The sequence below is a fragment of the Micromonospora aridisoli genome (assembly GCF_056150025.1).
Genome location: NZ_JAXCFK010000023.1, coordinates 1 through 24,551 on the forward strand (window position 1 = coordinate 1; position 24,551 = coordinate 24,551).

General features: G+C 68.2%; 27 protein-coding genes, 1 tRNA gene and 1 pseudogene. 21 read left to right on the plus strand and 8 right to left on the minus strand.

What is annotated here, in order from left to right; genetic code table 11:
- Window positions 1-634 precede the first annotated feature (634 nt).
- The 3 genes from SM447_RS28250 to SM447_RS28260 all read left to right on the plus strand — a co-directional run bounded on the left by SM447_RS28250 (window position 635) and on the right by SM447_RS28260 (window position 1,958).
- Window positions 635-1,066 (plus strand): MBL fold metallo-hydrolase, encoded by a 432-nt coding sequence (locus tag SM447_RS28250; RefSeq protein WP_474575923.1) that lies wholly within the window; start codon window positions 635-637, stop codon window positions 1,064-1,066.
- Window positions 1,000-1,377, plus strand: a complete 378-nt coding sequence (locus tag SM447_RS28255) for an MBL fold metallo-hydrolase (protein WP_474575965.1) — start codon at window positions 1,000-1,002, stop codon at window positions 1,375-1,377. The genes SM447_RS28250 and SM447_RS28255 overlap by 67 nt, the downstream gene beginning before the upstream one ends.
- A gap of 320 nt (window positions 1,378-1,697) precedes the next feature.
- Entirely contained in the window at window positions 1,698-1,958 is a 261-nt protein-coding gene (locus SM447_RS28260; RefSeq protein WP_474575924.1) for a hypothetical protein, read from the plus strand.
- A 474-nt stretch (window positions 1,959-2,432) separates the two neighbouring features.
- Here SM447_RS28260 and SM447_RS28265 read toward each other — a convergent pair whose 3' ends face one another.
- Window positions 2,433-2,705 carry a hypothetical protein gene (locus SM447_RS28265; RefSeq protein WP_474575925.1) on the minus strand — a complete coding sequence of 91 codons (273 nt, stop codon included), beginning with the start codon at window positions 2,703-2,705 and terminating at the stop codon, window positions 2,433-2,435.
- A 177-nt stretch (window positions 2,706-2,882) separates the two neighbouring features.
- Here SM447_RS28265 and SM447_RS28270 point away from each other — a divergent pair, with 177 nt between their 5' ends.
- The gene (locus SM447_RS28270; RefSeq protein WP_474575926.1) at window positions 2,883-3,374 is read left to right on the plus strand and encodes a hypothetical protein; all 492 of its coding nucleotides are present in this window, start codon (window positions 2,883-2,885) and stop codon (window positions 3,372-3,374) included.
- A complete protein-coding gene (locus SM447_RS28275) occupies window positions 3,374-4,888 on the plus strand; it encodes a ParB N-terminal domain-containing protein (protein WP_474575927.1) in 1,515 nt (504 codons plus the stop codon). Before SM447_RS28270 ends, SM447_RS28275 begins: the two co-directional genes overlap by 1 nt.
- A gap of 873 nt (window positions 4,889-5,761) precedes the next feature.
- Here the strand turns inward: SM447_RS28275 and SM447_RS28280 are convergent.
- From SM447_RS28280 to SM447_RS28290, 3 genes are all read right to left on the minus strand, one after another.
- The gene (locus SM447_RS28280; protein WP_474575928.1) at window positions 5,762-6,442 is read right to left on the minus strand and encodes a restriction endonuclease; all 681 of its coding nucleotides are present in this window, start codon (window positions 6,440-6,442) and stop codon (window positions 5,762-5,764) included.
- A gap of 554 nt (window positions 6,443-6,996) precedes the next feature.
- Window positions 6,997-7,548: a cysteine hydrolase family protein gene (locus tag SM447_RS28285; protein WP_474575929.1), complete on the minus strand. Its 552-nt coding sequence runs from the start codon at window positions 7,546-7,548 to the stop codon at window positions 6,997-6,999.
- 4 nt (window positions 7,549-7,552) lie between these two features.
- Window positions 7,553-8,719, minus strand: a complete 1,167-nt coding sequence (locus SM447_RS28290; protein WP_474575930.1) for a hypothetical protein — start codon at window positions 8,717-8,719, stop codon at window positions 7,553-7,555.
- Between the two features lie 735 nt (window positions 8,720-9,454).
- On the opposite strand from SM447_RS28290, the gene SM447_RS28295 reads away from it, so the two are divergent.
- The 14 genes and pseudogenes from SM447_RS28295 (at window position 9,455) to SM447_RS28360 (ending at window position 19,801) form a co-directional block, all read left to right on the plus strand.
- Window positions 9,455-9,703, plus strand: a complete 249-nt coding sequence (locus tag SM447_RS28295) for a DUF6284 family protein (protein ID WP_474575931.1) — start codon at window positions 9,455-9,457, stop codon at window positions 9,701-9,703.
- Window positions 9,703-10,077, plus strand: a complete 375-nt coding sequence (locus SM447_RS28300; RefSeq protein ID WP_474575932.1) for an RRQRL motif-containing zinc-binding protein — start codon at window positions 9,703-9,705, stop codon at window positions 10,075-10,077. The genes SM447_RS28295 and SM447_RS28300 overlap by 1 nt, the downstream gene beginning before the upstream one ends.
- Window positions 10,074-10,739: an NUDIX domain-containing protein gene (locus tag SM447_RS28305; RefSeq protein WP_474575933.1), complete on the plus strand. Its 666-nt coding sequence runs from the start codon at window positions 10,074-10,076 to the stop codon at window positions 10,737-10,739. Before SM447_RS28300 ends, SM447_RS28305 begins: the two co-directional genes overlap by 4 nt.
- Window positions 10,740-10,753: 14 nt before the next feature.
- Complete coding sequence (locus SM447_RS28310; protein WP_474575934.1) at window positions 10,754-11,629, plus strand: ABC transporter permease; 876 nt, start codon at window positions 10,754-10,756, stop codon at window positions 11,627-11,629.
- 134 nt (window positions 11,630-11,763) lie between these two features.
- Window positions 11,764-11,973, plus strand: a complete 210-nt coding sequence (locus SM447_RS28315) for a hypothetical protein (protein ID WP_474575935.1) — start codon at window positions 11,764-11,766, stop codon at window positions 11,971-11,973.
- A 93-nt stretch (window positions 11,974-12,066) separates the two neighbouring features.
- Entirely contained in the window at window positions 12,067-14,289 is a 2,223-nt protein-coding gene (locus SM447_RS28320) for a P-loop NTPase family protein (RefSeq protein ID WP_474575936.1), read from the plus strand.
- 144 nt (window positions 14,290-14,433) lie between these two features.
- Entirely contained in the window at window positions 14,434-14,676 is a 243-nt protein-coding gene (locus SM447_RS28325) for a hypothetical protein (RefSeq protein WP_474575937.1), read from the plus strand.
- Window positions 14,673-14,960 carry a hypothetical protein gene (locus SM447_RS28330; protein ID WP_474575938.1) on the plus strand — a complete coding sequence of 96 codons (288 nt, stop codon included), beginning with the start codon at window positions 14,673-14,675 and terminating at the stop codon, window positions 14,958-14,960. Before SM447_RS28325 ends, SM447_RS28330 begins: the two co-directional genes overlap by 4 nt.
- On the plus strand, window positions 14,960-15,259 hold the full coding sequence (locus SM447_RS28335) for a hypothetical protein (protein ID WP_474575939.1): 300 nt from the start codon (window positions 14,960-14,962) through the stop codon (window positions 15,257-15,259). The genes SM447_RS28330 and SM447_RS28335 overlap by 1 nt, the downstream gene beginning before the upstream one ends.
- Window positions 15,260-15,275: 16 nt before the next feature.
- Window positions 15,276-16,253 carry a bifunctional DNA primase/polymerase gene (locus tag SM447_RS28340; RefSeq protein ID WP_474575940.1) on the plus strand — a complete coding sequence of 326 codons (978 nt, stop codon included), beginning with the start codon at window positions 15,276-15,278 and terminating at the stop codon, window positions 16,251-16,253.
- The gene (locus tag SM447_RS28345; protein ID WP_474575941.1) at window positions 16,250-17,020 is read left to right on the plus strand and encodes a DUF6884 domain-containing protein; all 771 of its coding nucleotides are present in this window, start codon (window positions 16,250-16,252) and stop codon (window positions 17,018-17,020) included. Before SM447_RS28340 ends, SM447_RS28345 begins: the two co-directional genes overlap by 4 nt.
- Window positions 17,017-18,261: an AAA family ATPase gene (locus SM447_RS28350; protein ID WP_474575942.1), complete on the plus strand. Its 1,245-nt coding sequence runs from the start codon at window positions 17,017-17,019 to the stop codon at window positions 18,259-18,261. The genes SM447_RS28345 and SM447_RS28350 overlap by 4 nt, the downstream gene beginning before the upstream one ends.
- Before the next feature lie 153 nt (window positions 18,262-18,414).
- A complete protein-coding gene (locus tag SM447_RS28355) occupies window positions 18,415-18,537 on the plus strand; it encodes a helix-turn-helix domain-containing protein (RefSeq protein ID WP_474575966.1) in 123 nt (40 codons plus the stop codon).
- Between the two features lie 59 nt (window positions 18,538-18,596).
- Window positions 18,597-19,801: pseudogene (locus tag SM447_RS28360) on the plus strand (site-specific integrase).
- A gap of 84 nt (window positions 19,802-19,885) precedes the next feature.
- Here the strand turns inward: SM447_RS28360 and SM447_RS28365 are convergent.
- Window positions 19,886-19,959: transfer RNA gene (locus tag SM447_RS28365), tRNA-Pro, on the minus strand.
- 187 nt (window positions 19,960-20,146) lie between these two features.
- Window positions 20,147-21,043, minus strand: coding sequence for a LysR family transcriptional regulator (locus tag SM447_RS28370; RefSeq protein ID WP_474575943.1), 897 nt, complete (start codon window positions 21,041-21,043; stop codon window positions 20,147-20,149).
- Window positions 21,044-21,123: 80 nt separating this feature from the next.
- On the opposite strand from SM447_RS28370, the gene SM447_RS28375 reads away from it, so the two are divergent.
- The gene (locus SM447_RS28375) at window positions 21,124-21,936 is read left to right on the plus strand and encodes an NAD(P)-dependent oxidoreductase (protein WP_474575944.1); all 813 of its coding nucleotides are present in this window, start codon (window positions 21,124-21,126) and stop codon (window positions 21,934-21,936) included.
- Complete coding sequence (locus SM447_RS28380; RefSeq protein ID WP_474575945.1) at window positions 21,933-22,385, plus strand: RidA family protein; 453 nt, start codon at window positions 21,933-21,935, stop codon at window positions 22,383-22,385. The genes SM447_RS28375 and SM447_RS28380 overlap by 4 nt, the downstream gene beginning before the upstream one ends.
- 20 nt (window positions 22,386-22,405) lie before the next feature.
- Here the strand turns inward: SM447_RS28380 and der are convergent, their stop codons facing one another.
- The gene (gene der / locus SM447_RS28385) at window positions 22,406-23,806 is read right to left on the minus strand and encodes a ribosome biogenesis GTPase Der (RefSeq protein WP_474575946.1); all 1,401 of its coding nucleotides are present in this window, start codon (window positions 23,804-23,806) and stop codon (window positions 22,406-22,408) included.
- Window positions 23,803-24,483, minus strand: a complete 681-nt coding sequence (cmk, locus tag SM447_RS28390; RefSeq protein WP_474575947.1) for a (d)CMP kinase — start codon at window positions 24,481-24,483, stop codon at window positions 23,803-23,805. Before cmk ends, der begins: the two co-directional genes overlap by 4 nt.
- Window positions 24,484-24,551 lie beyond the last annotated feature (68 nt).

Here is a 24,551-nt window from a genome sequence, read left to right on the forward strand (position 1 = left end):
CTTGGTCGATCGCTGTCCTATCGGGAGCCTCAACCCGACCCACCAGCGGGGCACCCGAACCCACCCTCTACCAACGCAAACCCAGTTGGAAAACGCTCATTGTCAAGGGTCTCGCTCCACTGCAGGAACCAAAAGTGCTCCCGAAGGTCGGTCTCGTTCCCGTGTAAAAGATGAAAGATCTCTTCCGGCGCTCGGTCATGGAACGGGCAGGGACTGACGTCGCGCCGACGAACCCGGTCCGCGTCCGACCGCATGTACGCCGAGAAGGACGGAACGTAAGCCATGTTGTCGGCAGTGGTCAGCCGTCTGTCAGCCGCCCAAACGTCAACGACGCGGAGAGCGCTCGGGCTCATCGCGCCAATCTCCACAGCGAACGTCGCTCGGTCACCGAATCGTCGGGTCATAGGCCAGGGAGGTTAGCAGCCACGCGGGGCCAAATACCGGCGGTGAGCGCCAGACCAGGCGGCGCACGAAATTCGGTATAGCACGACGTCCGCGCCAGCCAGACTCAGCTACCGACGGCGACGGGTGAACCGACCGCACCTGTGCTCAAGGCGGCAGTTGAGGATGTTCGGGCAGCGATATGCGCCAGTCGATTGGAACAGTTGGCGAACCGGTCGATAGGGTCCATCGGGTGCGGCTGAGGGTTCTCGGCGGGTGCGGTGCATGGCCAGAGGCGGGTCAGGCATGCAGCGGCTACCTCGTGGAGCACGACGGGTTCCGGCTGCTCGTCGATCTCGGCTATGCGACCGTGCCGCGGCTGCTGGAACACATCACCGCGGACCAGGTCGACGCGGTGTTCATCAGCCACGGACATCCGGATCATTGCGCCGACCTGAATCCGCTGCTTCGGGCGCGAGCGTTGCGTGATGATCCGCCAGCGCCGCTACCGGTGTACGCGCTGCCTGGCGCGCTGGACGCGGTGTTAGCGCTGGACCGCCCCGGGATGCTGGATGCCGCCACGTTCTGCATGAGATCACCGTCGGCAGCTGCCTCGACATCGGCCCGTTCCGGGCCCAGACCCGATTGCTGCCGCACTGGGTGCCAAATGCCGGCGTACGGCTGACGGCGGGCGACCGGGTTCTCGCGTACACCGGTGACACCGGCCCGAGCCCCGACGTGGTGGAACTGGCGCGCGACGCCGACCTGCTGCTGGCCGAGGCCACCTACGTCGATGAAGTGCCGGAGGACTCCCGGTGCTACCTGTCGAGTGCACGCCAGGTAGGGCGGCAGGCCGCCGAGGCCGGCGTTAGACACCTACTCTTGACCCACCTGTGGCCAGGCACGGATCCGGCGGCTGCGCGATCCGCAGCCGGTGACAGGTACGACGGTGAGATCGGCGTCGTCACTGCTGACCTAGTCCGGGACCTGCCCTAGACCTCGGTGTTCTCTCAGCTTCAGAAACGTCCACACCGGATAGACCTCCGCGCCGGCATAGTTCGCAAGCGCACTCTCGCCGGCACGATCGAGTGCACTGCGCCGGGCAGTGGCCAACGCGCGGATGGCGGCATGAGCGGACCTCCAGGGGCGATGAAGGACTCGTCCTGCCCGTTCACCGATCATGAACCTCATGGAGGACCAGCAGGCCGCCGCAGTCGGCCGAGGGTGAGGCGAGGATCGTCACGCTCTGCGGCTCGGCCAAGTTCGAGTCCGAGTTCGCGCAGGTTAACCAGCGGCTCACGCTGGAAGGTTGCGTCGTGATCAGCCTCGGCATGTTCAGCCTCCCCGAGCTGCCGGACTACGACTGGACAGTCGACAGCTCGGACCTGAAGGGGCGGCTCGGGCGCGTGCACTTCCAGAAGATTCGCATGGCCGATGAGGTGTACGTCGTGGATCCCGGCGGCTACTTGGGTGAGTCAACTCGACGGGAGATTGCCTACGCGGAGTCGCTCGGCAAGCCGGTTCGGTATCTGAGTCGCGAGCGTTCGACGCCAACGGGAGACCGCCCCCGTGAGTAAAGTTCGACGGGCGGTCCGCTCATCGGTTACGACAGGAGGTGGGTACGCCGCCGCCGACACCGGCGTGACGGCGGTGTCGGCCTGAGCGGACAGCGGCAGATCCGGCTAGCTGCGGACGCTGCGTCGTCGTAGTCACTATCCGCGCGGAATAGACGGATGCAGGGCGTGACTGATGGAGCCATCATCGGGCTGCAGCCCGGGTAGCTTCTCACTGGCGATACCAGTCGCCAGTGATCGCTGCGCACGATCTGTAAGACCGGAGAGCCATCGTGGCTGCAGGAGAAGAAGCCGCGGCTGTCGTACCATCCGGCCGCACTCAAGGCCTGGCGCGTTTGCCGCCGAAAGCTGGTCGGGAGGCCCATGGCAGCGACTGTAAGCTACCGGCCCACGGGACCGAACCGATCTACCACCCGCCAGCCCTGCATGATTCAGTGCACTCGACGCGCATGATTCAGTGCACTCGACGCGCATGATTCAGTGCGCTCGACGTGGCAGAGCCGTGAGCGGTGGTAGTGGGGCGAGGACGACCTTGCCGCCTTTGCCGCGTACGCGTAGGACCCGGTGGCCGTGTTCCTCGCCGAGGTCGGCGATGGTCGACCCGCAGGCTTCGAAGATCCGCAGCCCGAGTAGGCCCAGGAGGGCGACCAGGGCGAAGTCGGCGGCGCCCTTGTGTTTGTCCCGGGCCCGCAGGTCATGCCCGCTGCGGCCATGATCAGGCCGCGCGGTCGAGTGCCTGCCGTCCGCCAACGCGCACTACGTGTGGTCCCACTGTGGTCCCCCACGGATCTCGCCCAGCAAGGGATCCCGTCAACAACTTGGCTGGGTGCGCAAGCGTCCAGCCCGGACACGATGGCGCGGATAACGTTCAGGCATCGGCCAGATGTCGAGGGTTAGCACCACGATGGACGGTGATATCTTGAAGATGTGATCACTGATCTTGCCGCCTCCTCCCCACCGCAGGAAGACGGCTACGCGCACGAGTGCCACATCCGCGACCTGTACGCCAGGAGGCTCACCGAGTTCCGGCCGGAGGAGATGTTGCTCAAGACCGAGCACTCCTATGCCGGATCGCGCGTCCGCGCCGACATGCGCACGCTCAGCAGCGACGGAGTGATCCGCGTATGGGAGTTCAAAATCCTCGCAGGCTACGAGGGGCTCGGCCAGGTTCTCACGTACCTGGCGTTGGCCAGGAAGGAGCAAGAGTTCGGTCGCCCGATCCGGGCCGTGCTCGCCGCGTTTGCGTTCCAGGCCGAAATTCGCACCACCATCGAGGTGCTGAATCTGGGCATCGAACTCGTCGAACTACCCGCCAAGCTCCGCCTAGCGGGCGGCGTCCCAGACGTCGAAACAGCCATGTCAGTTCCCACAATCCCCCACCTGACCGACCTGCTGCCGCCGACGTTCAAGGAGTCCTGATGGCTACCCTGCCCACATTCCCACAAACCAAGCTGGTTGCCGATGACGCCATACCCGAGGACAAGGAGTTCGGCGGGCTAAGGATCGTCCGGTACCAGAGCGACCCGAAGGCGCAGGCCACGGTCGCCCAGAACCAGTACGAGTTTCAGCACGAACTGGGAAAGCGTCATATGATCCATGGCGTGGTTCTGGCGCTCAAAGGAGCGAAGCCGAACTACCGAATCACAGCGACGATGCACCCAACGCTGAGGCAGTTTACTGAGATTGTTAAGTACGACCCTTCGGCTCCGCCGATCGAGGACTGGGAGGCTCAGGGCATGCTGAAGGCCCACGAGCAGACCCAGCAAGACTTTAAGGGCGCCAAGAAGGAGAACCTGGCCAACTTCAAGCAGTACAATGTCGAAGCTATCCGGGAAGAACGCGTCGCCTATCTTCCAACCATCAGTGGATGGCAGTCGGCCGCTGTGTTTCCCGAGACAATCTTCGTGGCTCTAGACGAGAGCAACCCGATGGCCCTGTACGGGATTTTGTACCTGCCCAAGAAGCCTGTGATGCAGTCTGACGGCCAGACCCAAACCGCCGCGCTGTTCCAGGCAGCTCAGACCGGCCTCGCGATCAAGGCCGGCGCTTTGGACACCTTCGGTACTACATTGGAAATCGAACTCAACGTCACGCCCGAACGCGCCGCGCAGAGCTTTGCTGACCGTAACGGCCGCGGATCAAAGAAGAATAAAAACCTCGTCGCAACCCTCGACAGTTCCTCAGCAATGGCCCGCCTACGCAACCAGGCCGTCGCCGGGACCGTCTTCGAGGATCGTCTTGCCGATGGGCGAACGGGTGGAGCAAGCGAGACCGCGACGAGGAACATCGCCGACCTCTCGACCATGGACCAGATCCTCCTGAACGTGATCTCCCGCGGTGCAAGAAAAGAAGAGCAGATCAAGCTCTACCACATCAAGCACTTCCTTCCCTTCTGCCGGGAATTCCTTGAACTGCTCGACAGCGAATTCGGCAACAAATGGGTCGATCCCACGCCCAAGGGTAGCGAACCGTACCGACTCATCTACATCCACGGCTGGGCATTCGCCCTCAAGGCTTTGGCTATCGCCTACCATGACTGCCGCAGAGACCTCATCGCCCCCCTCGCTGCTGCCATCGGGACCGGCTCTGGGGATGAGCATCGCACGGCAGAGGAAGCTGAAGAACTCTTCCTGGCGAAGGCGTCCGGCAATGACGCACCCGAGCCGGTCATCAGCTTCGAGGAGTTCGCGCACCGGATTCACGCAATCGACTGGCTCCGCTACCGCAAGCACTGGATCAGCCTGACCGGGTACAAACTTGACCGGCACGGCAAGAAGAAGACGCGGGAAATCAAGGACGGCGCCGGCGGCAAGACACTCATCGTCGACGGCAGGGCCCAGAACACGGCCGCCCACATCGGCACCGTCGTTAACAAAATCCTCTCCAATAAGTGGACCGACCTCACCGCCACCGTCGACGAACCCACCAAATGAGCCATCGGCTCGGTTTGCGAACTTGATGGTGCGGTTGAAACCCATGTCAGACCCGGCGACCAGGCACATGCGTTAGCTCCCGCACGACTTAGTCCCTTCAGGAGGATGACCGCGCATGCGGGTTAGTAGGCGGAGTAGGCAAGCCATGTAGATCCCCTGCATGTCCCAAAGGGTTAGGGCTTGGGCAGCAGCACGAACTTGCGCCCATGAGGCCCCCTGCCGCTCCGGCAGCCCGCTCACAAGTGCGCGGCCGATGTTCGACACGAGGGATTGAACTGTAGGTATGGGCAAACCGGGAGGTCAACCCGCTCGGAGGATCATGTACAGCCGGGCGGGCGGAGAGCTTGTGGCAGCCTGTGATCCAATGGGGTTATGGAGGATCAAACGCGCGTTGTCGATGTCAACCAGCCCGTCACAGGCCCTCAGTTGCTCCGGTTAGTGGCAAACGAACTCGCCAATTACATCGAGGAGTCCGAACACGCTGGCGAGCCTATGAGCCTCGCTGACTTCGGCATATGGCTCTCAGCCGACGCGTAGCAGCGGACCACTTCCGTTGCAACTTCGGCTTGATTGATGAACAGGGGCCGCTGACAGGGGGCAAACGCCCTCGTTGGGGGCCCCTCCCGCAGATCTAGATAGGCGCGCACAAGGCGAGTCTCATCAGTTCGGCAATCAACCGCACTGGCCGCTGAAGCTTGACCAGCGGTCAAGCAGCGCTAGGCACGCTTCAACTTGGCTGATCTTGGTCCTCAGAACGGCGAAAGAGCCGATCCGATTTCCGGATCAGCCCTCTGACGTGCGTCGGGACGGTCGGATTCGAGGGCCATGCATCAACCCGGAATGGAGCGGTGATGGCGGGCTATAACCTCAGAGTTAGGTTTGAGAATCATGGCAGAGGTTAGGGGAATCCCCTTCGAGGCAACCACAGAAGCACCAGTCTTCTTGAATCCATCGACTCCGCTTATCAGACAATTCGTTGAAGAATGGAGCCCACGACTGCGGGATCAGTGACTTGCCGACAAGCTTATCGAACGATGCTCTATCGAACAGTTCAATAGTGTCATTCACCGTCTTCGCGCGCCCAGCTAAGTTACGCGCTCCTCGGGTGAAATGGTCGGCGGTGGATACAACGGCTCCGTAGCGAGCGTTTTCCACCTTCATCACGCCCATTAGGCTGCGTATCGTTTCGACGGGCTCCGCAGCCTTAGGACTCTCTCGACGCTTTACCTGCACCAGCCAAGACTCACCCTCGGCATCAACCAATACGACGTCAATTCCCCCATCGCCGGGGCGACCCACGTGCGTTGCCTCAACGTATGTTCCGACTTCCCCAAAGACGCGAGCCACAAGCAACTCAAGGTATCGCGGGGACATGGTGTGGTACTTTTCAGGATGCCGTCTCAGCCATTGCGAAATTTCACTAAGGCTGCCTTCTGGGGTCTCCAGGCTGAACTCACGGAGCTTCGAGGAAAACACCGATAGGTCAAATTCGTTTACAACGGCCGCCCTGGCCTCGTAGCTTTGCATCCGCAATTCGTGAATCTGCCAGAACATACACCATTCGCAGTGCTCAAGGAGGCTCCCTCCCCAGCGATCGGACCCAGCCAAGCTCGAACTACGATCCTCTGTAACCTTCAATTCATTCTGGCAATACGGACACATTCGGCTGAGGGTCGGCAGATACTTGAGCTCTGGAAGCACGTCAAGTGTCGACCTTCGCCGCAAAGCCGCGAATGCTGGGTACGTACGCAGCAAAGGCTTCTGGCCATTGATAGTCAATTTGCGCTTAACTCGCGGGCGAGGATCGTCAGTTGAATCACTAATGGAAATCTGTGCCACGTCGCAGCAAGGCTCAGGCAAGGCGCCCGCCTCCTGCCCAGCGTCCCAAAGCGCCAATTGCTCTGCAACTGGTGCGACCTCCGGAGTAGATGACATGTCGTGAGGGTAACGTCACCCACCGACAGCCTGGACGGTGTCGACTTACAGCGGCACCATGCGCGGCAGCAGGACGACACCCGGCCAGACCCTGGCACCTTGGCTTCCCGCTGCCACGTCACCGCGGTGAACGCTGTTTCCGCAGCTCAAGATACATACGGTGACAGCGGTGACTACGGTGACAGGGTGATGAGCAGAGGGGAGAGGTCAGCCAGCTGAATCACCTGACCCGGGCCGATGAACCGGCGCGCGACCAGTAGCCCCGCCTCGTGCGCTTCAGTGCCCGCATGGCTTGCCGAGGCATCCGCGATCAGCCACGGCGTGAAGTCGTGCTCGAATGCGTCTACGGCACCCTTCAAGACGCAGCTTTCGGTAGCGATGCCGCAGAAGTAGAATTCTTCCCATCCGCGCTGCTTGAAGAGCGCGACACCCTCCGGGGTGAACGGGCTGTAGATCCTCTTGTCAAGCGTAATGCCTTGATCCACGTATGGAAGCAACTCGGGCACGAAGTCAATCTCAGGAGAAGACTGGAGCCGTTGCCAGCCAAAGAAGCGTTCGAACGGGCTGCCAGGGTAATTTAGGTACCGAGTGAAAAGCGTATCGCCACCGACTGCCTGCCAGCGGCGCACCAGATCGACAACGACAGGAACGATGTGTGTCGATTGCTCTCGCACGAAGCCGTTTTGCATGTCGGTCACGACAAGTACAGGGCGACCCGTTGTCATTGGCTCAACCTCGATCCGTATCACGGAGGGTTTCGATGGCTTGATCTAGGGCTGGCATTAGGTCACTGGTTCGCAGAATCGCTCGGCGCATTGCCTGATGCTGTCCAGTCTCCCACAGGCGGGAAACAGTGAGTCGGGAGCGTGCTCCCCGAAGGTAGCGCCATCCATGTTCTGGCGGCACCTGCGGATCTCGCCCCTGCTCGATCTGGCGGGCTATCGCGTCGCTATACGCCCACATGGATTGAATCGCGAGTTCGCAGGCGACCATCTCGGCTTCCGTCAAGGATCGATCGGCTGAGATCGGGTGGTACACGACGCCGGACCATGAGGCGTAGCCCACCGAGATTCCAGGTACGCCGAACGATTCGATGCCTACGTGGTCGTACGCCTCGGACAGCAACGACTGCTCGACCAGCTCGGCATGCGCTAGGTGTTCGTCGTCCAGGGCGCGGCCACGGTGCAGCACCACCTTTGGTGTCGACATGATGCGTAGCGCGCTATCCAGCAGCTCAGCCGACCACGCCGGTTCAGTGACCCAGTGAGCGCCGAGGACGTACACCGCAGAGTCGTCCTCGGCGGGTGCGATGGGTGCGAGGTACTCGATGGCCCATTTGATGTTGTCGCCGTACGACACCTCTCGCCACGCGGCTAGTGCCGCGATCGTGGACAGCTGCACGTGCTCGACAAGGTGGAAGATTGCCGACCCGCACGGCCAGACGTACAGGGTGCAGTCGCCTTCCGGGTGCTCGACGGGTGCCGAATAGCAGGTGTGCCACTCCCCCACGGCCGGCGTGCAGCCGGCGCTCACCCGCAGCCGGGCAGCACCCTCAGCGCCGACGAACGCCGTCACGAACTTGTGGGATCGCGCCGAGAAGTGCGGCCGGTCCTCAGCGCCGCTGGTCAGCTCACCGAACAGGTCGTGCGGCTTCGCGTCGTACGCCAGGCAGTAGAGCTGCCGGTAGATCGGGTCGGTGACCGCTACGCGCCCGGTCTCGTGGCGGTACATCGCCTTTTCGATGGCTTCAACCGTGGGCGTCTCTCGGATGCCGCGCTGTTGGCCGACGCGGTGCAGCTCTCGCGCGGCGCGCTTGCGCGACTCCCAACCGACCGCCTTCCGGCGGTTGACCAGCACGAGATTGGGCTTGTACTGCCGTGGGACCTCAGTGGACATAGGCCGTGTCCTTCGTGTCCGTGCGTAGGACCTGCCCGGATCGTCGCCCGACGGGCAGTCTCATTGGCAGGCGAGCAAGGTGCCGCCGCAGACGGGAGCCGAGGACGGGAGGCACCAGATGATCCGACTTACCCGATGGTGCCTTTACGCGGCCTGTCGGCCTGCCACTTTCGGATGGTCTCGGGCTGCCAGGCCGGGGACCGGCCGAACATCCGGTCAGGCGCGGGAGCCTGCCCGCGTGAAACGTAGGAAGCCCAGGTTGCGCGACTGATCGGGGCACCTACCGAGGCCAGGTAGGTGCGTACGTGGTCCGTCGTCCACCAGTCGGCGGGCAAGTCAGCGTCAGTCATCAGTACAAGCCTACGTGGTACAGGTGCTTGCACGAATACAACGTGGCGCTGTAGCGTCACGAATACAACGCCACGTTGTACCGGCCGGATGGCTCGGGGAACGACGGCACGCCGTTGCCGCACGCCCATGAGACGCCGGATCAGGCCGTTCATTGAGAACTCCACAGCGACAGGAATGAGCACGCGAGACGCCGCCGTGCGGCATCCCTGCCTTGAACCACGTGGTGGTCGACGCCGGTAGGTCCCGGCCGAGCAGGGCGAACGGAGCGGATATCGCGTGCTGCACCACCTCGGATCCGGGTCGGTGACGACTGCCGACCGGTCGCCGTCACCGGCCCGGTTCTGAGCGTTCCCCCGCTGTTTCGACCTGTACCGGAGGTACCCCGTGAGGAAGCACCTCGTTGCCGTGACCGCCGAGCCGACCGCCGCCGACCTGGCCGCGATCGAGTCGGAGTGGCCGCTGATCGCCGCTGAACTGGACATGCTCGACGCCGAAATCACCCTGCTCAACGCCGAGGATCACGGCGGGCCGACCGCCCTGGATTGGCGTCGGCTGCGTCGGGCTGAGGCCCGCGTGACCCGCGCCGCCGCCGAGGTGGCCGCCCGTACCACCGACCCGCAGCGCGCGGCCTGATGTCGCGCATCCGTGCCGCCTACTACGACCCGGACGGGACGAAGTACGGCATCCCGACGTTTTGGTGGCGCGGCGCGCCGCCGGGCTACGCCACCCGCCGCCAGCTCCGCGCCGCCGGCCTACGGCCCGGTGGCCAACCGGTTGCCGCGCAGATCCTTTGGCGCGGTGTGGGTGGCACCCGCACCGCGTACCTGTACCGGGTCGATTTGGCCCGGCCGAAGCGCACCGCCACCCCCGCCCAACGCCGTGCCATCGATGCCGCGTTGACGGCCCGCCGTACCTGCCCGACCTGCCGGCAGGTGCGGCCCTACTGCATCCCGCGCTCGCTCGGCGAGTGCGTCGACTGCGCCTACCCCGAGGAGAGAGCCGCATGAGTCGCACCTACACCCACCCGAGCGTGCTGGACGGCATCGCCGCCGGAGCGTCGTGGGCCGACCCGACCATGGACCCCGCCGTTATCGACTGGACGGCGCGCCGCGCCACTGCGGCGATCCCGTTCCCGCTGGTCGACGGGCGGCCGGTCAACCCGTACGCGCCGACCGGTATCCGCTACGGCCGCAACGAACTCGGCCACTGGGGCGAACAGCAGTGCGCCGACGCAATCGTCACCGCAACCGTCCGAGACGGATGGCGGCGGATCGTGCTGGTAGAGCGCGCCGACGGCCACGGCTGGGCGCTACCCGGCGGATACGTCAACCCCGGCGAGACGCCGCTAAGTGCGGCGGTACGGGAGCTGGCCGAGGAAACCGGCCTGACCGTCAACCCCGACCGGGAGCCGCACGAGGTGCTGCCGGCCCGGTACGTGCCCGACCCGCGCGCCTCGGATGAGGCGTGGATGGTCACCACCCCGGTCCGTTTCGACCTCGGCCGCCACGCCGGCCCGCTGCCGGACGTCACCGGCTCCGACGACGCCCGCCGCGCCATCTGGGCACCCGCCGCCGACTTCACCTACCTCGCCCTGTTCCTGGACATCGTCTACGGCGGCCAGGTGTTCCCCGCCCACCGCGACCTGCTCGCCGACATCCTCAACCACTGACCGGAGGACACGCCATGACGGCCCCCACGATCAACGGCACCCGCTACCCGCAACCCGTCGACGCCCTGTTGCCCGCTGCTCGCGCCCTGTCCCTGCCCGATGGGCAGGAGTTCCCGTCCCGGAACCGGCTGATGCGGGAGTTCCGCATCGGCGCGCCGAAGGCCGATGAGCTGTTGGCCCGCCTGCGGGCCGAGCACGCCGAGCGGAACCGCACCGACACCCTTCGCTCCGCGATGGCGGTACGCGGTGCGCTGCTGGCACCACAGACCACCGCCGACACGCCGCCGGCGCTCCGGTTGGACTACGCCGAGCCGATCGGCCCGGACCCGGCCCCGGCACCGGTCGTGCCCGAGCACACGCCGCCGCCCGCCGCGCCGCCGATGATCCCGCCGGCCGCGCCGGTGGCCGAGGCCACGCCGGTCGGTCACCCGGACACGCCCACCCCACCCGCCACCGGCAAGCCGGGCCGTCCGGCGGTGGTGTGGCCGGTGATCCTGCTGGCGCTTCCGGCGTTCGTGGCGATCTGGTCCGGGTGGGTCGGCCTCGGCGGACTCACCGGATTCGGGGTGGTGCACCCGCTACCCGGTATCGCCGACGGGTTCGCCATCAACACCGCGATCACCCTGCCGATCGGTGTCGAAACGTACGGCGCTTACGCCCTGTACGTGTGGCTGTCCGGCCGTGTTCCGGAGCGGGCACGCCGGTTCGCGAAGTGGTCGGCCATCGCCTCGCTGCTGGTCGGCGCGCTCGGCCAGGTCGCCTATCACCTGCTGGTCGCGGCCGGTGTCGAGTCGGCCCCGTGGTGGATCACCACCGCCGTTGCCTGCTTGCCGGTGGCGGTGCTCGGCATGGGCGCCGCCCTGGCGCACCTCGTTCGCTCGCACGACTAGCCCCGCCCGGCGGCACAGCCCAACGGCCTAGGAACCAGTGCTGTGCCGCCGGCCCACCGATCAGCCGTAAGAGCCACCGGGGAGGACCCATCATCCCCCAACCGTCACGCACGCCTATCGAAGGGAGCCCCGCTGTGGGCCGCACCAACCGCGCATCCGGTAACGACTGCGTCGCCGTTCAGGCCGGTCAGATCCTCGGCAAAGCCGACACCAGCAAGAAGGACACCCCGACCAGCACCGACGCCCCCACGTCGGGCCGCACCGAGAACATCCGCACCGGTAACGCCCACGTCGGCCGCCAGGCCGACGAGATCCGGGGCGGCCTCACCATCCGCCGCCACTGACCCCGCTGCCCGGCGGCACGGCCCCTGGCTTCCCAACCTGCGCCGTGCCGCCGGCCCCCTGCCGATCTCCCGACCGTTGGAGGAACCCCCATCATGACTGCCCCTGATGATGACCGTTTCGACTGGCAGGCCGCCGAACGCGACCTGACCGACGCCACCGCCGGGCCGGATGCCGAGGTGGTCGACCTCGACGCGGCCCGGTCCCGCCGCGCCGCCGCCGGCCCCGCCGACGACGACAGCGGCGAGCCGGGTGAGGGTGGGCCGGTGCTGGTCGACAGCATCGACGCGCAGCAACGCCCGCGGTTCACCCTCGCCGGGTTCCGCGACGCGCAGCGTCGGCCGATCCTGCCGGGCTGGCTGCACTCCCGCACGGAGTTCGCCGGCAACCTGGCGTGGGCCGCCGGCCTGACCGGGCACACCGTGCTCTACCACGGGCTACGGGCACCGAAGTACGCCAGCAAACTGGCCTGGCGTGCCCCGGTCGGCCTCTACCGGGTGACGCGCGGCTACCTGCGATGGTTGTTCGACCTGGAAGGCGAACCCGTCCGCCAATCCGTCGTCCGCGCCACCATCGACCGCCCGGAAGAGGCCCGCCTCTACCAAACCCTTGCCCGGCAACGAGATCGCCGCGTGCGGTGGCGCGGCCTGACCACCATCCCCACCGGCCTCGTGCTGCTGGTCGGCCTCGGCCTGCTGGCCACCGCCCCGGCCGCCGCCGTCGTGGCGGTGCTCGCCGCCGTGGTGGTGCTGTTCGGGATCCTCGGCGCACCCGCCGACCGGCCGTTGCTCGACACCGCCGTGGTCCGCAACCCGGTCACCCCGTTGACCTCCGATGAGGTCGTGCGCGCCCTGGCCGCGCTCAACATCTCCGGCATCAACCAGGCGCTACGGCGCGGCGACACCGGCAAGCGGTGGTTCCCCGCACCCATCACGCGGGAGAACGGCACCGGGTGGCGCGCCGACGTGGAGTTGCCGCGTGGCGTGACGGCCTCGGCGGTGGTCGAGAAGCGGGAGGAGTTGGCCGCCGCGCTGACCCGTCCGCTGGGCTGCGTGTGGCCCGAGGCCAACGCCGAGGTACACCCCGGCCGCCTCGTGTTGTTCGTCGCCGACAAGGACCTATCCCGCAGCAAGCAAGCGGCCTGGCCGCTGCTCAAGTCGGGTGCGGTGGACCTGTTCAAGCCGTTCCCGTTCGGCACCGACCCACGCGGCCGGGCCGTCACGTTGACGCTGATGTTCGCGTCGATGATCGTCGGGTCGATTCCGCGTATGGGTAAGACGTTCTCCCTACGGTTGGCCATGCTCGGCGCGGCCCTCGACCCCCGCGCCTGGATCCTCGCCTTCGACCTCAAGGGCACCGGCGACCTGTCGCCGCTGGAGCCGATCAGCCACCGCTACCGCGCCGGTGACGAAGACGACGACATCGCCTACGGCCTGGCCGCCATGCGGGAGATCCGCACCGAGCTACGCCGCCGCACGAAGGTCATCCGGGAACTGCCGCGTGACCTGTGCCCGGAAAACAAGGTCACCCCCGACCTGGCCAGCACGAAACGCCTCGGGTTGCAGCCCATCGTGATCGGCGTGGACGAGTGCCAGGTGTGGTTTGAGCACCCCAAGTACGGCGACGAGTTCGAAGAGATCTGCACCGACCTGATCAAGCGTGGCCCGGCCGCCGGAATCACCCTGATCCTGGCCACCCAACGCCCCGACGCGAAAAGCCTGCCCACCGGCATCAGCGCCAACGCGGTACTGCGGTTCTGCCTCAAGGTCATGGGCCACACCGAGAACGACATGGTCCTTGGCACGTCGATGCACAAGGCCGGCATCAAAGCGACCATGTTCTCTCGCCGGGATCGGGGGATCGGCTACCTCGCCGGTGAAGGCGACGACCCGACGATCACCCGCACGTTCTACATCGACGGACCGACCGCCGAGCAGGTCATCCGCCGCGCTCGGACGTTGCGAGAGCAGGCCGGGACGCTGACCGGCCACGCCGCCGGACAGGTCATGGACACCACCGCCGTGCGGCGCGACACGCTGTTGGACGACATCGCGGCCGTGATGTCCGACAGCGAGGCCAAGCTGTGGTCCGAGGTGGTCTGCGAACGCCTCGCCGGACTGCGCCCGGAGGTCTACGGCGGGTTGACGCGGGAGCAGTTGACCGCCGCGCTCAAGCCGTACGGCGTCACCACCGGCCAGGTATGGGGCACCGACCCCGACACCGGCAAGGGTGCCAACCGGCGCGGTATCGACCGCGCGCACATCCTCACCGCCATCACCAAGCGTGACCGCGACACCGGTGGGCGGGCTGCCAGTTAGCCGCGCCGATCGCCGCTAGGTCTAGCACGCACGCCCGCTAGACCTAGCGGCACCACTAGCGACCAATCCGAAACCTGGCCAGCGCCCTAGTCCCTAGCGGCGCGACCCGTTCACACCCTGAAAACGGCCTACTGGAGGCGTTTCGTGGTCACCCTCGCCCTGCTCGCTAGCCTCGCCACCGCTGGTTACGCAGCGTGGCATCTGATCCTCTGCTACGCCGCGCCGATGCCGCGTTGCCGCGCCTGCCACGGGCGCGGCGAGCGACGCGGCTTGATCATCCGCGCGCTGCATGAGTGCCACCGGTGCCACGGCACCGGCCGCCGGCCGCGCCTCGGCCGCCGGCTGATCGAGTACATCCGCACGGAGTACCGGGCAGGCCAGCAATGACCGGCCGCGACCGGCACACCGGATGGTGCGCCGGTGGCCACCGATGCGGCCTCGGTGAACACCGCTCGGACGAAATCGTAGTCGATTCCGGACGGGCACGGGCCGTGCTCGTGAGGGTGCGGACCTCCGCCGGGCGGGAGCACGCCGAGCTACGCGTCCGGGTAGCGCTCGCGCCGACCGAGTTGGCCGCGCGGCGTCAGTTGGTCGGCCTGCTCGATGACGTGCGCCAGGCCGTGACCCGCGCGGCCATCGCGGCGCGGCCCCGACCTCACCGGGCCGCCTGATGCGCGGGCCGCGCCGCGACGGCGCGTCCCCACGCGACCCGCGACTGACCGGCCTAGAGATATGGCTCACCGGCACCCCGGCCGAACTGGACGCCGCCACCGCCGCGCTCACCACCGCCGGGCACCGGGTCGCTCAACGCGGCACCCGCCGCCCGCTCACCGGCGCTGACGCCGGCCGATGCCGCCTCTACCTGCGGCTGTCCATCGCCACCAACGCCCGACCATCCGGCCGCACACCGGCTACCGGCGCGGCGCTGCTCGACCTCGACACCGCCCGCGCCCACCGCAAGACCGCCTGATCAGGAGAACTCCCCCATGAGCGACCTACTCACCGCCGCGCTCGGCCACGCCGAACGCGGATGGCACATCTTCCCGCTCCGTCCCGACGACAAGCGACCCGCCTTCCCCGACCACCCCGCCGACCGGTGCACCGGCCGTGACCCGCGCTGCCGCACCGGACACGTCGGGTGGGAGGACCGGGCCACCACCGACCCGGACCGCATCCGCCGCGCCTGGTCGACCCGCCCGTACGGCATCGGCATCGCGGGCGGGCCGTCCGGGCTGGTCGTGGTCGATCTCGACGTTCCCAAGAGCGACGCCGACACCCCGCCGCCGGAGTGGGCCGGGGGGTGCGACGGCCGCGACGTGTTCGCCATCCTCGCCGACCGGCACGGCACCCCGACCGGGTGGATCGCCGGTTTCGGCCCAGACGACACCGCGCCGGTCGGCGTTGACCACACCTACACCGTGCTCACCGGCAGCGGCGGCACCCACCTCTACTACCGCCACCCCGACACCGGCCCGCAGCTACGCAACACCACCGGCGACCGGGGCGGCCTCGGCTGGAAAGTCGACACCCGCGCCCACGGTGGCTACGTCGTCGCCGCCGGCAGCACCGCCGCCGGCCGCCCCTACGTGGTGGCGCTCGACTGCGACCCGGCACCGCTGCCCGGCTGGATCGCCGCCGCCACCGCGCCGCCGCCCCTGCCACCACAGCGGCCCGTGGTGGTCGACCTCGGCACCGGACGGCGCGCCGCCGACGTCGACGCCGCGATCCGCCGCCAGGTCGCCGAGGTCACCACCGCCACGGCAGGCACCCGCAATCACGCCCTCTACGTCTCCGCGGTGGCCCTCGGCCAACTCGTCGCCGGTGGCGCGCTCACCGAAGACGACGCCGAAACCATCCTCACCGACGCCGGTCTCACAGCCGGGCTACGGCGCACGGAGACGGCCCGCACCATCGCATCCGGGCTGCGCGCCGGTGCGCGTCGTCCTCGGCAGGTGGCCGCGTGACCGGGATCCGTGACAACCGCAGTTGTCACCGCGCGCCCCAGCTCGATGCGGCGACCGGTTACGTCGCCGAGCAGGTAGCCGCATTCACCACCGCGCGCACACCATCCGACGCCCTAGCGGCACTCGCCGCATTGGAGGCTGTGTGCCGTGAGGCGCGGGAGTGGCTTGCCGTCGACCTGGTGCTCATCGACGGATGGTCGTACGCCGACCTCGGCCGGGCGCTGACCATCACCCGGCAGGCCGCCGCGAAGGCATACGCCGACCCGGTGAACACCCGCATGCGGCGCACCGTGATGGGCCGTGATGACGCGTTGGTCATCGTGCCCTGCGGCACGGCGAAACTCGACCGGCCCGCACCCGCCGAACGGATGTACACCGGCAGCTACCACCGCGCGTGCCGCCGTGCCGCCGACCGCCTCGGCGGACGACTGTTCATCCTGTCCGCCCGCCACGGCCTACTCACCCCGAACACCGTGATCGAACCCTACGAGCAGCGCATGAACGCCCCCGGTGCCGTCACGGTCCCGACCTTGCGCGCACAAGCGCGACGCCTCGGCATCGACACGGCAGGCCGCGTGACCGTGCTCGCCGGCCGCGACTACGCCGACCCCGTGACAGCGGTCTGGCCACACGCCGCCCGACCGCTGGACGGCACACGCGGAATGCCCGAACAGATGGCCCGGCTCGCCGAGCTGGCGCGCACGACGACAACCCCGGTTGTCACCAACCCACGCCCCGCCGCACCACCGGAAGGACGTGCCGCATGACCGCCGCCGCAGAGCGTCCCGACCTGCGCGTCATTCATCCCGGTGACGACACCGCCGCCGAGGTCATCGCCCCTATCCGGCGGGAACCGGGCCGCATCCGCACCGCGTGGACCGCCGCCGACCTCATGGCCATGGAGTTCCCACCGCCCCGCTGGGCGGTGCCCGGTGTGCTGTCCGAAGGCGTGAACCTGCTCGCCGGGCCGCCGAAGGTCGGCAAGTCGTGGCTGTCCCTCGGCCTCGGCCTCACCGTCGCCGACGGCGGCAAAGCCTTCGGCAGCATCGACACCGAACCCGGCCCGGTGCTCTACCTCGCGTTGGAGGACACGCCACGCCGGTTGCAGTCGCGGATGGGCAAGGTTCTCGCCGGACGACCCGCGCCGGCCGGGTTGACCCTCGCCACCGCATGCCCACCGCTGCCGCAGGGTGGCGACGAAGCGATCGCCGCATGGCTGGACCGCAACCGCGACGCGCGCATGGTCATCATCGACGTGTTCGCCAAGCTACGCGGCACGTCCGCGCCCGGCATGTCGGCCTATGACGCCGACTACGCGGCCGTAGGTCGGGCGAAGAAGGTCGCCGACGCCTACGGCGTGGCGATGGTGCTCGTGCATCACGTCCGCAAGGCCGGATCGGACGACTTTCTAGAGGCCGTGTCCGGCACCAACGGCCTGGCCGGTGCCGCTGACGCCACGCTCGTACTGCGCCGGCCGCGCGGGTCGGCCGATGGGGTGCTGCACGTGACCGGCCGCGACGTGGACGAGTCGGAATACGCGCTGGCGTTCGACCCCGCCGCCGGGGCGTGGACCATGCTCGACGGCCCTGCCGCAGAGCACGAAGTCAGCGACACCCGCGCCGCAATCCTGCGCTGGCTGCGCACCTTTCCCGGCAGCACACCGAAGGCCATCGCCGAAGGCACCGGCCTCACCGCCGACAACGTCAAGAAGACCTGCGGCCGGATGCTCGACGCCGGCCAGGTCGCCTGCGACCCAGGCGGCCGATACCGGCTACCCGCCTCGCTGTCCCCGCTGTCACCCGAGTCACCACAGTCACCCGACCTGCACTCACCTGCGGAAACGCGGCCGAATCGCGGAGACAGGCCAGTGACAACCGACCGGCGGCAACCGGCCCGGTCAGATCAGCTGAAACACACGCCATCCGCCATGTTTCAGCACATACCCTACCCCATCACCCTCGCAACCCAAAGATCTTGGCTCTACGGCGCTCTCAGCGGGCCGCTCTAACGCCCGCTGAGAGCGCCACCCCTTCGCCCCGCACAGCACCCACCCACGCTAGGAAAGGCGCTCACCGTGCGACTCGTGCCGCAGAATCAGCCCGCAGACGCGACCGACCGCCAGGAAGGAGACAATGTCATCCGCCTCTCTGCCAAACCGTTCATGTCCACCGAGGAACTAGCCGGGCTACTCGACGTCGACCCGTCGACCGTGCGCCGGTGGCGCACGATGCCCCCGCTGCAAGGACCGCCGTTCATCCAAATCTCTGACCGGGTGGTGAAGTAGGCGACAGCCGACGTAGAGCGTTGGCTGTCTGCCCGTCGCGTCTACCCGCAGGCGGCTTGATGGCTACGCCGCAGCAACCACCGATCGGCGTACGACTGGCCACCGATGTTGAGCACCGGCCCGGCCGCGATCGGCCGTACCGGGCGCGCGTGCGGTGGACCGACCCGACCAGCAAGCGCCGGCTGTCCAAGTCAACGACGGTCGCCACGCCGGAGGAGGCGCAAGCCTGGCTGGACGGCATGGTCAGCGCCGCACAGGGTGGCGTCGACCCGGTCGCCGCAACCAAGCGCCTCGCCGAGTACGGCGAGAGCGTGATGACGCTGGCCCTACGCGGCTTGGAACGCAAGACGCTTGATCCGTACCTGGCCGGGTGGCGCAAGCGGGTGGTGCCGACACTCGGCCACATTCCCGTTCGGATGATCACCAACGGCGCGGTAGACCGGGCGGTGCATTCCTGGATCGCCGACGAATACAGCCGATCCACGGTGAAGAACAGCCTCGCCGTGCTGGTCCGCGTGATGGAACAGGCCGTACGTGACGGCATCATCGAACGCAATCCCGCCCAGGTCACTGGGTGGCAGCGCGAATACCAGCGGGCCGAATACGAGTTGGACGATCCTCGTTCGCTCGCGCTGCCCGATTGGGAAACGCTTACCGCTCTCGCCGATGCGCTGGTCAACCGGTCCGCGAATCACTTCACCGGGTGGGCCGACGTGGTGATATTCGCCGCCTGTACCGCCGCCCGAATCGGCGAGGTTTCCGGCGTCCGCGCCGAGGACATCGACCGCGAAACCTGGATGTGGACGGTACGCCGCCAAACCACGCCCGGCCCCGGTGGCCTCATCGACAAGGGCACCAAAGGAAACGCGCACGCACCGTGCCGCTGATCGAAGAGGTACGGCCGATCGTGGCTCACCGCCTGGACGCCGCGTCCAAACCCGATTCCCGACTGTTCACCGGCCCGCGCGGTGGCCGGATCAGCACCGCCGTACTCCGCGACGCGACGCATTGGGATGAGGTGGTCACCACGCTCGGATACGAACACCTGCGCCGCCACGACCTGCGGCACACCGGCCTGACGTGGATGGCCGATGCTGGCGTGCCAGTGCACGTCCTACGGAAGATCGCCGGTCACGGGTCGCTGACCACCACCCAGCGCTACCTACACCCCGACCGGCAGTCGTTCGCCGACGCGGGAACGGCGCTCAGCGCTCACTTGAAGGCCCGTCGGTCCCCAGGTGGTCCCCAGCTACGCGCAGTCTAGATCAGCAAATCTCTACTACCCGCATACGAATTAGAGGCCGTTGACCAGGGCTTTCACCCCGGTTGACGGCCTCTTTTCGTGCTGTCGGGACGGCCGGATTCGAACCGACGACCCCTTGACCCCCAGTCAAGTGCGCTACCAAGCTGCGCCACGTCCCGATGCCACCGCAGGGGCTCCCCCGCGACAGCCGGTACAGCTTAGCGCAGCGTTCACACCGTACGCACCGACCCCTCCTGGGCCGGTACGAACGGCGCGGCGTCGATACTGGTCCGCCTCGTACGGAGGGGGTGACCGCGCGACGGATCCCCGGCTGGCGAGGGCGAGGCGGCTGGTCAGCCGGTCGCGTCAGCCGAATCCGCTCGCGGCGTGCCCGAGGTGGGTGAGGAACCGGCTGACGGCCGGTGGACGGGAGCGTCCGGCAACGGTAGCGGCGAAGATCCGCCGGACGGTCTCGTCCTCGTGGTGCAGGCGGAGCAGGGTGACGTCGGCCGGTGTCCCCCGCACGGCCAGGGCCGGTACGAGGGCGACGCCGAGTCCGGCGGCGACGCACCCGAGTTTGCCGGTCCAGTCCGCGGCGACGATGTCGACGCGCGGTTGGAATCCCTCGGGCAGGCTGGCCCGCAGCAGGGTCTCCTCGGCGGTGGCCGAACCCACGATGAAGGGATCGTCGGCCAGGTCAGCCAACCGTATCCGGCGCCGTCGGGCGAGCCGGTGGTCGCGTGCCACCGCTACGAGCAGCCGCTCGTCGATCAGGTGGTGCAGGTCGAAACGGGTGGAGTCGAGCGGTGCTGTCGGCGACGCGCTCACCACTGCTACGTCGGCGTCTCCGGTGGAGAGATTGTCCAGCAACGTCGGCGTCTTCCCCTCGACGAGCGACAGCGCCACGTCAGGGTGGGCGACGCGGAACGACGCGAGAGCGCGGGGAACGAGTGCCGCGACTGCGGTGGGGAACGCGCCGACACGTAATCGACCACGGCCGAGTCCGTGTAGTTCGTCGAGGTCCTGCCGGGCGGCCAGCAGGCGGTCTAGCATCGCCTCGGCGTGCGGTAGCAGGGTGCGCCCCTCCTCGGTGAGCGCCACGCCCCGTGGCAGCCGGTCAAAGAGCCGTACCCCGAGGTCAGCCTCCAGCGCGGCGATCTGCCGCGACACGGCCGACTGGGTGAAGCGCAGTTGGCGGGCGGCAGCGGTGACCGAGCCGTACTGTGCGACGACCCGGAACACCTCCAGCAGCTGGGTGTCCATCCTTGACATGCTATGTCCGCATGACAGCGATGCGAGACAGTCGTTGGTCGCATACTCGATGCCGTCCTAGCGTGGCCGCCATGACAGACATCGCGGTACTGGGCACCGGGCAGATGGGGACGGCGGTCGCGCGGCGGCTGCTGGCGCGAGGCCACCGGGTCACCGTGTGGAACCGCACCCCCGCCAGGGCAGCGGCGCTGGCCGCGGCCGGAGCGGATCTCGCCGCGACCCCGGCGGCCGCGGTGGCCGGCGCCGACGTGGTCGTCACGTTGCTGACCGACGCCGCCGCGGTCGAAGCCGCACTGTTCGGCTCGGGCTCGACCCTGGCTGCCCTGCGGCCGGGCGCGATCGTGGTGCAGATGTCGACCATGGGTCCCGATGAGGTCGTCGGGATCGCCGAGCGGCTGCCTACCTCGGTGTCACTGCTCGACGCGCCGGTCGGCGGCAGCATCGACGCGGCGTCGGACGGACGCCTGACGATCTACGCCGGCGGTCCAGCCGCCGTGGTGGACCGTGCCGAGCAGGCGCTGCGGGAGTTGGGGACCGTCCGACGCTGCGGTCCCGTCGGGGCGGGGGCGGCACTGAAGCTGGTGGTCAACACGGCGCTGTTGACCACGCTCGGCGCGTTGCACGACACGCTCGCCGTGGCTGACCGGCTGGGTGTGGATCGGGCGGTGGCGCTGGAGGTTCTCGGCTCCGGGCCGCTGGCCGGTGCGGTCCGGCGGGCGACCGCTACCGGTGCGTCCTTCTCGACCGCTCTCGCCGTCAAGGATGCCCGCCTGGCACTTCGGGGGCTGCGGGGCGCCCCGGTGGCCAGCGCCACACTGCACCTGCTCACCGCGGCCGACCAGCACACGGACGTGGCGTCCCTCATCAGGATGGAGAACCGATGAACCTGACGCTGGACAACCCATCGGCCGTGGGCGCGCCGTTCGGCGATCGCTTCGCACACGTGGCCCGGCTGGACCTCGACGGCGGTGCGCTGCTCATGCTCTCCGGGCAGGTGGCCGTCGACGACACCGGGGCGATCGTGGCACCCGGCGACCCGAGCGCCCAGGCGACCCGGATCTTCGAGATCATCGGCGGGGTCCTCGCCGCGCACGGCGCGACTCTCGCCGACATCCTGCACATCCGCACCTTCATGACCAGCCTGGATGATCTGCCGGCCTACGCCGCGGTACGCCGGAGCCTCTTCCCCGCTGGCCGGCAGGTCACCCCGCCGGCCAGCACGACGGTGGAGGTGAACCGGCTCTTCCTGCCCGGAGCGGTCCTCGAGATCGAGGTCACCGCGGCGGTCGGGACCGCGCCGGTGGCACACCGCACTCCCCCTGGAGCGTCCTAGGACAAGGTTGGGCCGGCGGGTCAGCCGTGGGCCTTGCCGCGACCGCCGGGGCCGAGCTTCTTGCGTGGGCGTACCGAGATCTCGATCGGGCTGCCCTCGAAGCCGAACTCCTCGCGTAGCTTGCGCTCGACGAAGCGCTGGTAGCCGGCGTCCAGCGGCCCGGTGGTGAAGAGCACGAAGCGCGGTGGGGCGACGCCGGCCTGGGTGGCGAACAGGATCCGCGGCGCCCGGCCGCCCCGCACCGGGTGGGGCGTGGCCTGGACCAGGGCGGTGAGCCACGCGTTGAGCTGGGCGGTCGGGATGCGGGTCTCCCAGCTGTCCAGCGCCCGGTGCAGGGCTGCGGCGAGCTTGTCGACCGCCCGGCCGGTCTTCGCCGACAGGTTCAACCTGATCGCCCACGGGATGCGGCGCAGTTCCCGCTCGATCTCCTTGTCCAGGTAGTACCGGCGGTCGGCGTCGACCAGGTCCCACTTGTTGAAGGCGATCACCAGCGCCCGGCCCGACTCGGTGACCATGGACAGGATCCGCTGGTCCTGCTCGCTGATCGGCTCGCTGGAGTCGAGCAGCACCACCGCCACCTCGGCCGCCTCGATCGCTGAGGCGGTCCGCAGACTGGCGTAGTACTCGGTGCCACTGGCCCGGCCGACCCGCTTGCGCAGACCCGCCGTGTCCACCAGGTGCCATGTGTCACCGCCGATGGTGACCAGGCTGTCCACCGGGTCCACGGTGGTCCCGGCGACCGCGTCGACCACCGCCCGCTCCTCGCCGGAGAAGCGGTTCAGCAGGCTGGACTTGCCGACGTTCGGTCGACCCACCAGCGCCACTCGCCGCGGGCCGCGCGGTCGATCCTCGACCACCTTCGGTGCCTCGGGCAACGCCGCCATGATGGCGTCGAGCAGATCGCCGGAGCCCCGGCCGTGCAGCGCCGACACCGGGTGCGGCTCGCCGAGGCCGAGCGACCACAGCGAGGTCGCCTCCAACTCGATGCTGGCGTTGTCGGCCTTGTTGGCCACCAGGATCACCGGCTTGGCGCTGCGACGCAGCATCCGCACCGCCGCCTCGTCGACATCGGTGGAGCCGACCGTCGCGTCGACCACGAAGACCACCACGTCGGCGGTGGCCACCGCGGTCTCGGCCTGGGCCGCGATCGCCGCGGCCCGGTCCTTCGCGTCCGGCTCCCAACCGCCGGTGTCCACCACGGTGAACGCCCGGCCGGACCACTGTGCGTCGTAGGGCACCCGGTCCCGGGTCACCCCCGGCACGTCCTCCACGACCGCCTGTCGGCGGCCGATGATGCGGTTGACCAGCGTGGACTTGCCCACGTTGGGGCGGCCGACCACGGCGACCACCGGCTGTGGGCCGGTCTGCTCCTCCGTGTCCAGGTCGGGCTCACGCAGCTCGATCCAGCCGTCGTCAGTCACGCCACGGACCGTTCGGCGAGCAGCGCACGCAGGCGCGCCACGACCTCGTCGATGCCCAACTCGGTGGTGTCGAGCACCACCGCGTCGGGTGCCTGGGCCAGCGGGTCGGCCTTGCGGGTCGAGTCCAACTGGTCGCGCCGGGCCAGGTCGGCGGCGGTGGCCGCGACGTCGGAGGCGTTCTCGGCGCTGCGCCGCGCGGCGCGCGCCGCCGCCGAGGCGGTGAGGTACACCTTCAGGTCGGCGTCGGGCGCCACCACGGAACCGATGTCCCGCCCCTCGACCACGATCCGGCCCGCCTTGCTGATCACATCGCGTTGGCGGGCCACCAGCAGCGCACGGACCGCCGGAACGGCAGCCACGGCGGAGACGGCGGCGGTCACCTCGGGGCCACGGATGTCGGTCTCGACGTTCACCCCGTCGACCGTCACGCCGTACCCCTGGGGGTCGGTGCCGATGCGCAGGTCGACTTCGCCGGCGACCTTCGCGACCGCCTGAGCGTCGGTCAGGTCGACGCCGGAGCGCAGCACCGCCCAGGTGATAGCCCGATACATCGCGCCCGTGTCGAGGTAACGCCCGCCGAGGCTCGTGGCGAGCCGCCGGGAGACGGTGGACTTACCCGAACCGGACGGCCCGTCCACAGCGACCACGCAGCGCCCGGCCGGCACGTTTTCCTCCACCGTCGTCCTCCTCAGCCCGTACCTCACGATTCGCCGTCGGCGACGACCGCGAGCGGTTGCACACATGT

What these genes read in the sequence shown, in the direction of transcription:
- SM447_RS28275 (WP_474575927.1), top strand. Translation starts at nt 3,374, where the DNA reads ATGGCTACCCTGCCCACATTCCCACAAACCAAGCTGGTTGCCGATGAC.
- SM447_RS28280 (WP_474575928.1), bottom strand. Translation starts at nt 6,442, where the DNA reads ATGTTCTGGCAGATTCACGAATTGCGGATGCAAAGCTACGAGGCCAGG.
- SM447_RS28285 (WP_474575929.1), bottom strand. Translation starts at nt 7,548, where the DNA reads ATGACAACGGGTCGCCCTGTACTTGTCGTGACCGACATGCAAAACGGC.
- SM447_RS28290 (WP_474575930.1), bottom strand. Translation starts at nt 8,719, where the DNA reads ATGTCCACTGAGGTCCCACGGCAGTACAAGCCCAATCTCGTGCTGGTC.
- SM447_RS28300 (WP_474575932.1), top strand. Translation starts at nt 9,703, where the DNA reads ATGTCGCGCATCCGTGCCGCCTACTACGACCCGGACGGGACGAAGTAC.
- SM447_RS28305 (WP_474575933.1), top strand. Translation starts at nt 10,074, where the DNA reads ATGAGTCGCACCTACACCCACCCGAGCGTGCTGGACGGCATCGCCGCC.
- SM447_RS28310 (WP_474575934.1), top strand. Translation starts at nt 10,754, where the DNA reads ATGACGGCCCCCACGATCAACGGCACCCGCTACCCGCAACCCGTCGAC.
- SM447_RS28320 (WP_474575936.1), top strand. Translation starts at nt 12,067, where the DNA reads ATGACTGCCCCTGATGATGACCGTTTCGACTGGCAGGCCGCCGAACGC.
- SM447_RS28330 (WP_474575938.1), top strand. Translation starts at nt 14,673, where the DNA reads ATGACCGGCCGCGACCGGCACACCGGATGGTGCGCCGGTGGCCACCGA.
- SM447_RS28335 (WP_474575939.1), top strand. Translation starts at nt 14,960, where the DNA reads ATGCGCGGGCCGCGCCGCGACGGCGCGTCCCCACGCGACCCGCGACTG.
- SM447_RS28340 (WP_474575940.1), top strand. Translation starts at nt 15,276, where the DNA reads ATGAGCGACCTACTCACCGCCGCGCTCGGCCACGCCGAACGCGGATGG.
- SM447_RS28350 (WP_474575942.1), top strand. Translation starts at nt 17,017, where the DNA reads ATGACCGCCGCCGCAGAGCGTCCCGACCTGCGCGTCATTCATCCCGGT.
- SM447_RS28355 (WP_474575966.1), top strand. Translation starts at nt 18,415, where the DNA reads ATGTCCACCGAGGAACTAGCCGGGCTACTCGACGTCGACCCGTCGACC.
- SM447_RS28370 (WP_474575943.1), bottom strand. Translation starts at nt 21,043, where the DNA reads ATGGACACCCAGCTGCTGGAGGTGTTCCGGGTCGTCGCACAGTACGGC.
- SM447_RS28375 (WP_474575944.1), top strand. Translation starts at nt 21,124, where the DNA reads ATGACAGACATCGCGGTACTGGGCACCGGGCAGATGGGGACGGCGGTC.
- SM447_RS28380 (WP_474575945.1), top strand. Translation starts at nt 21,933, where the DNA reads ATGAACCTGACGCTGGACAACCCATCGGCCGTGGGCGCGCCGTTCGGC.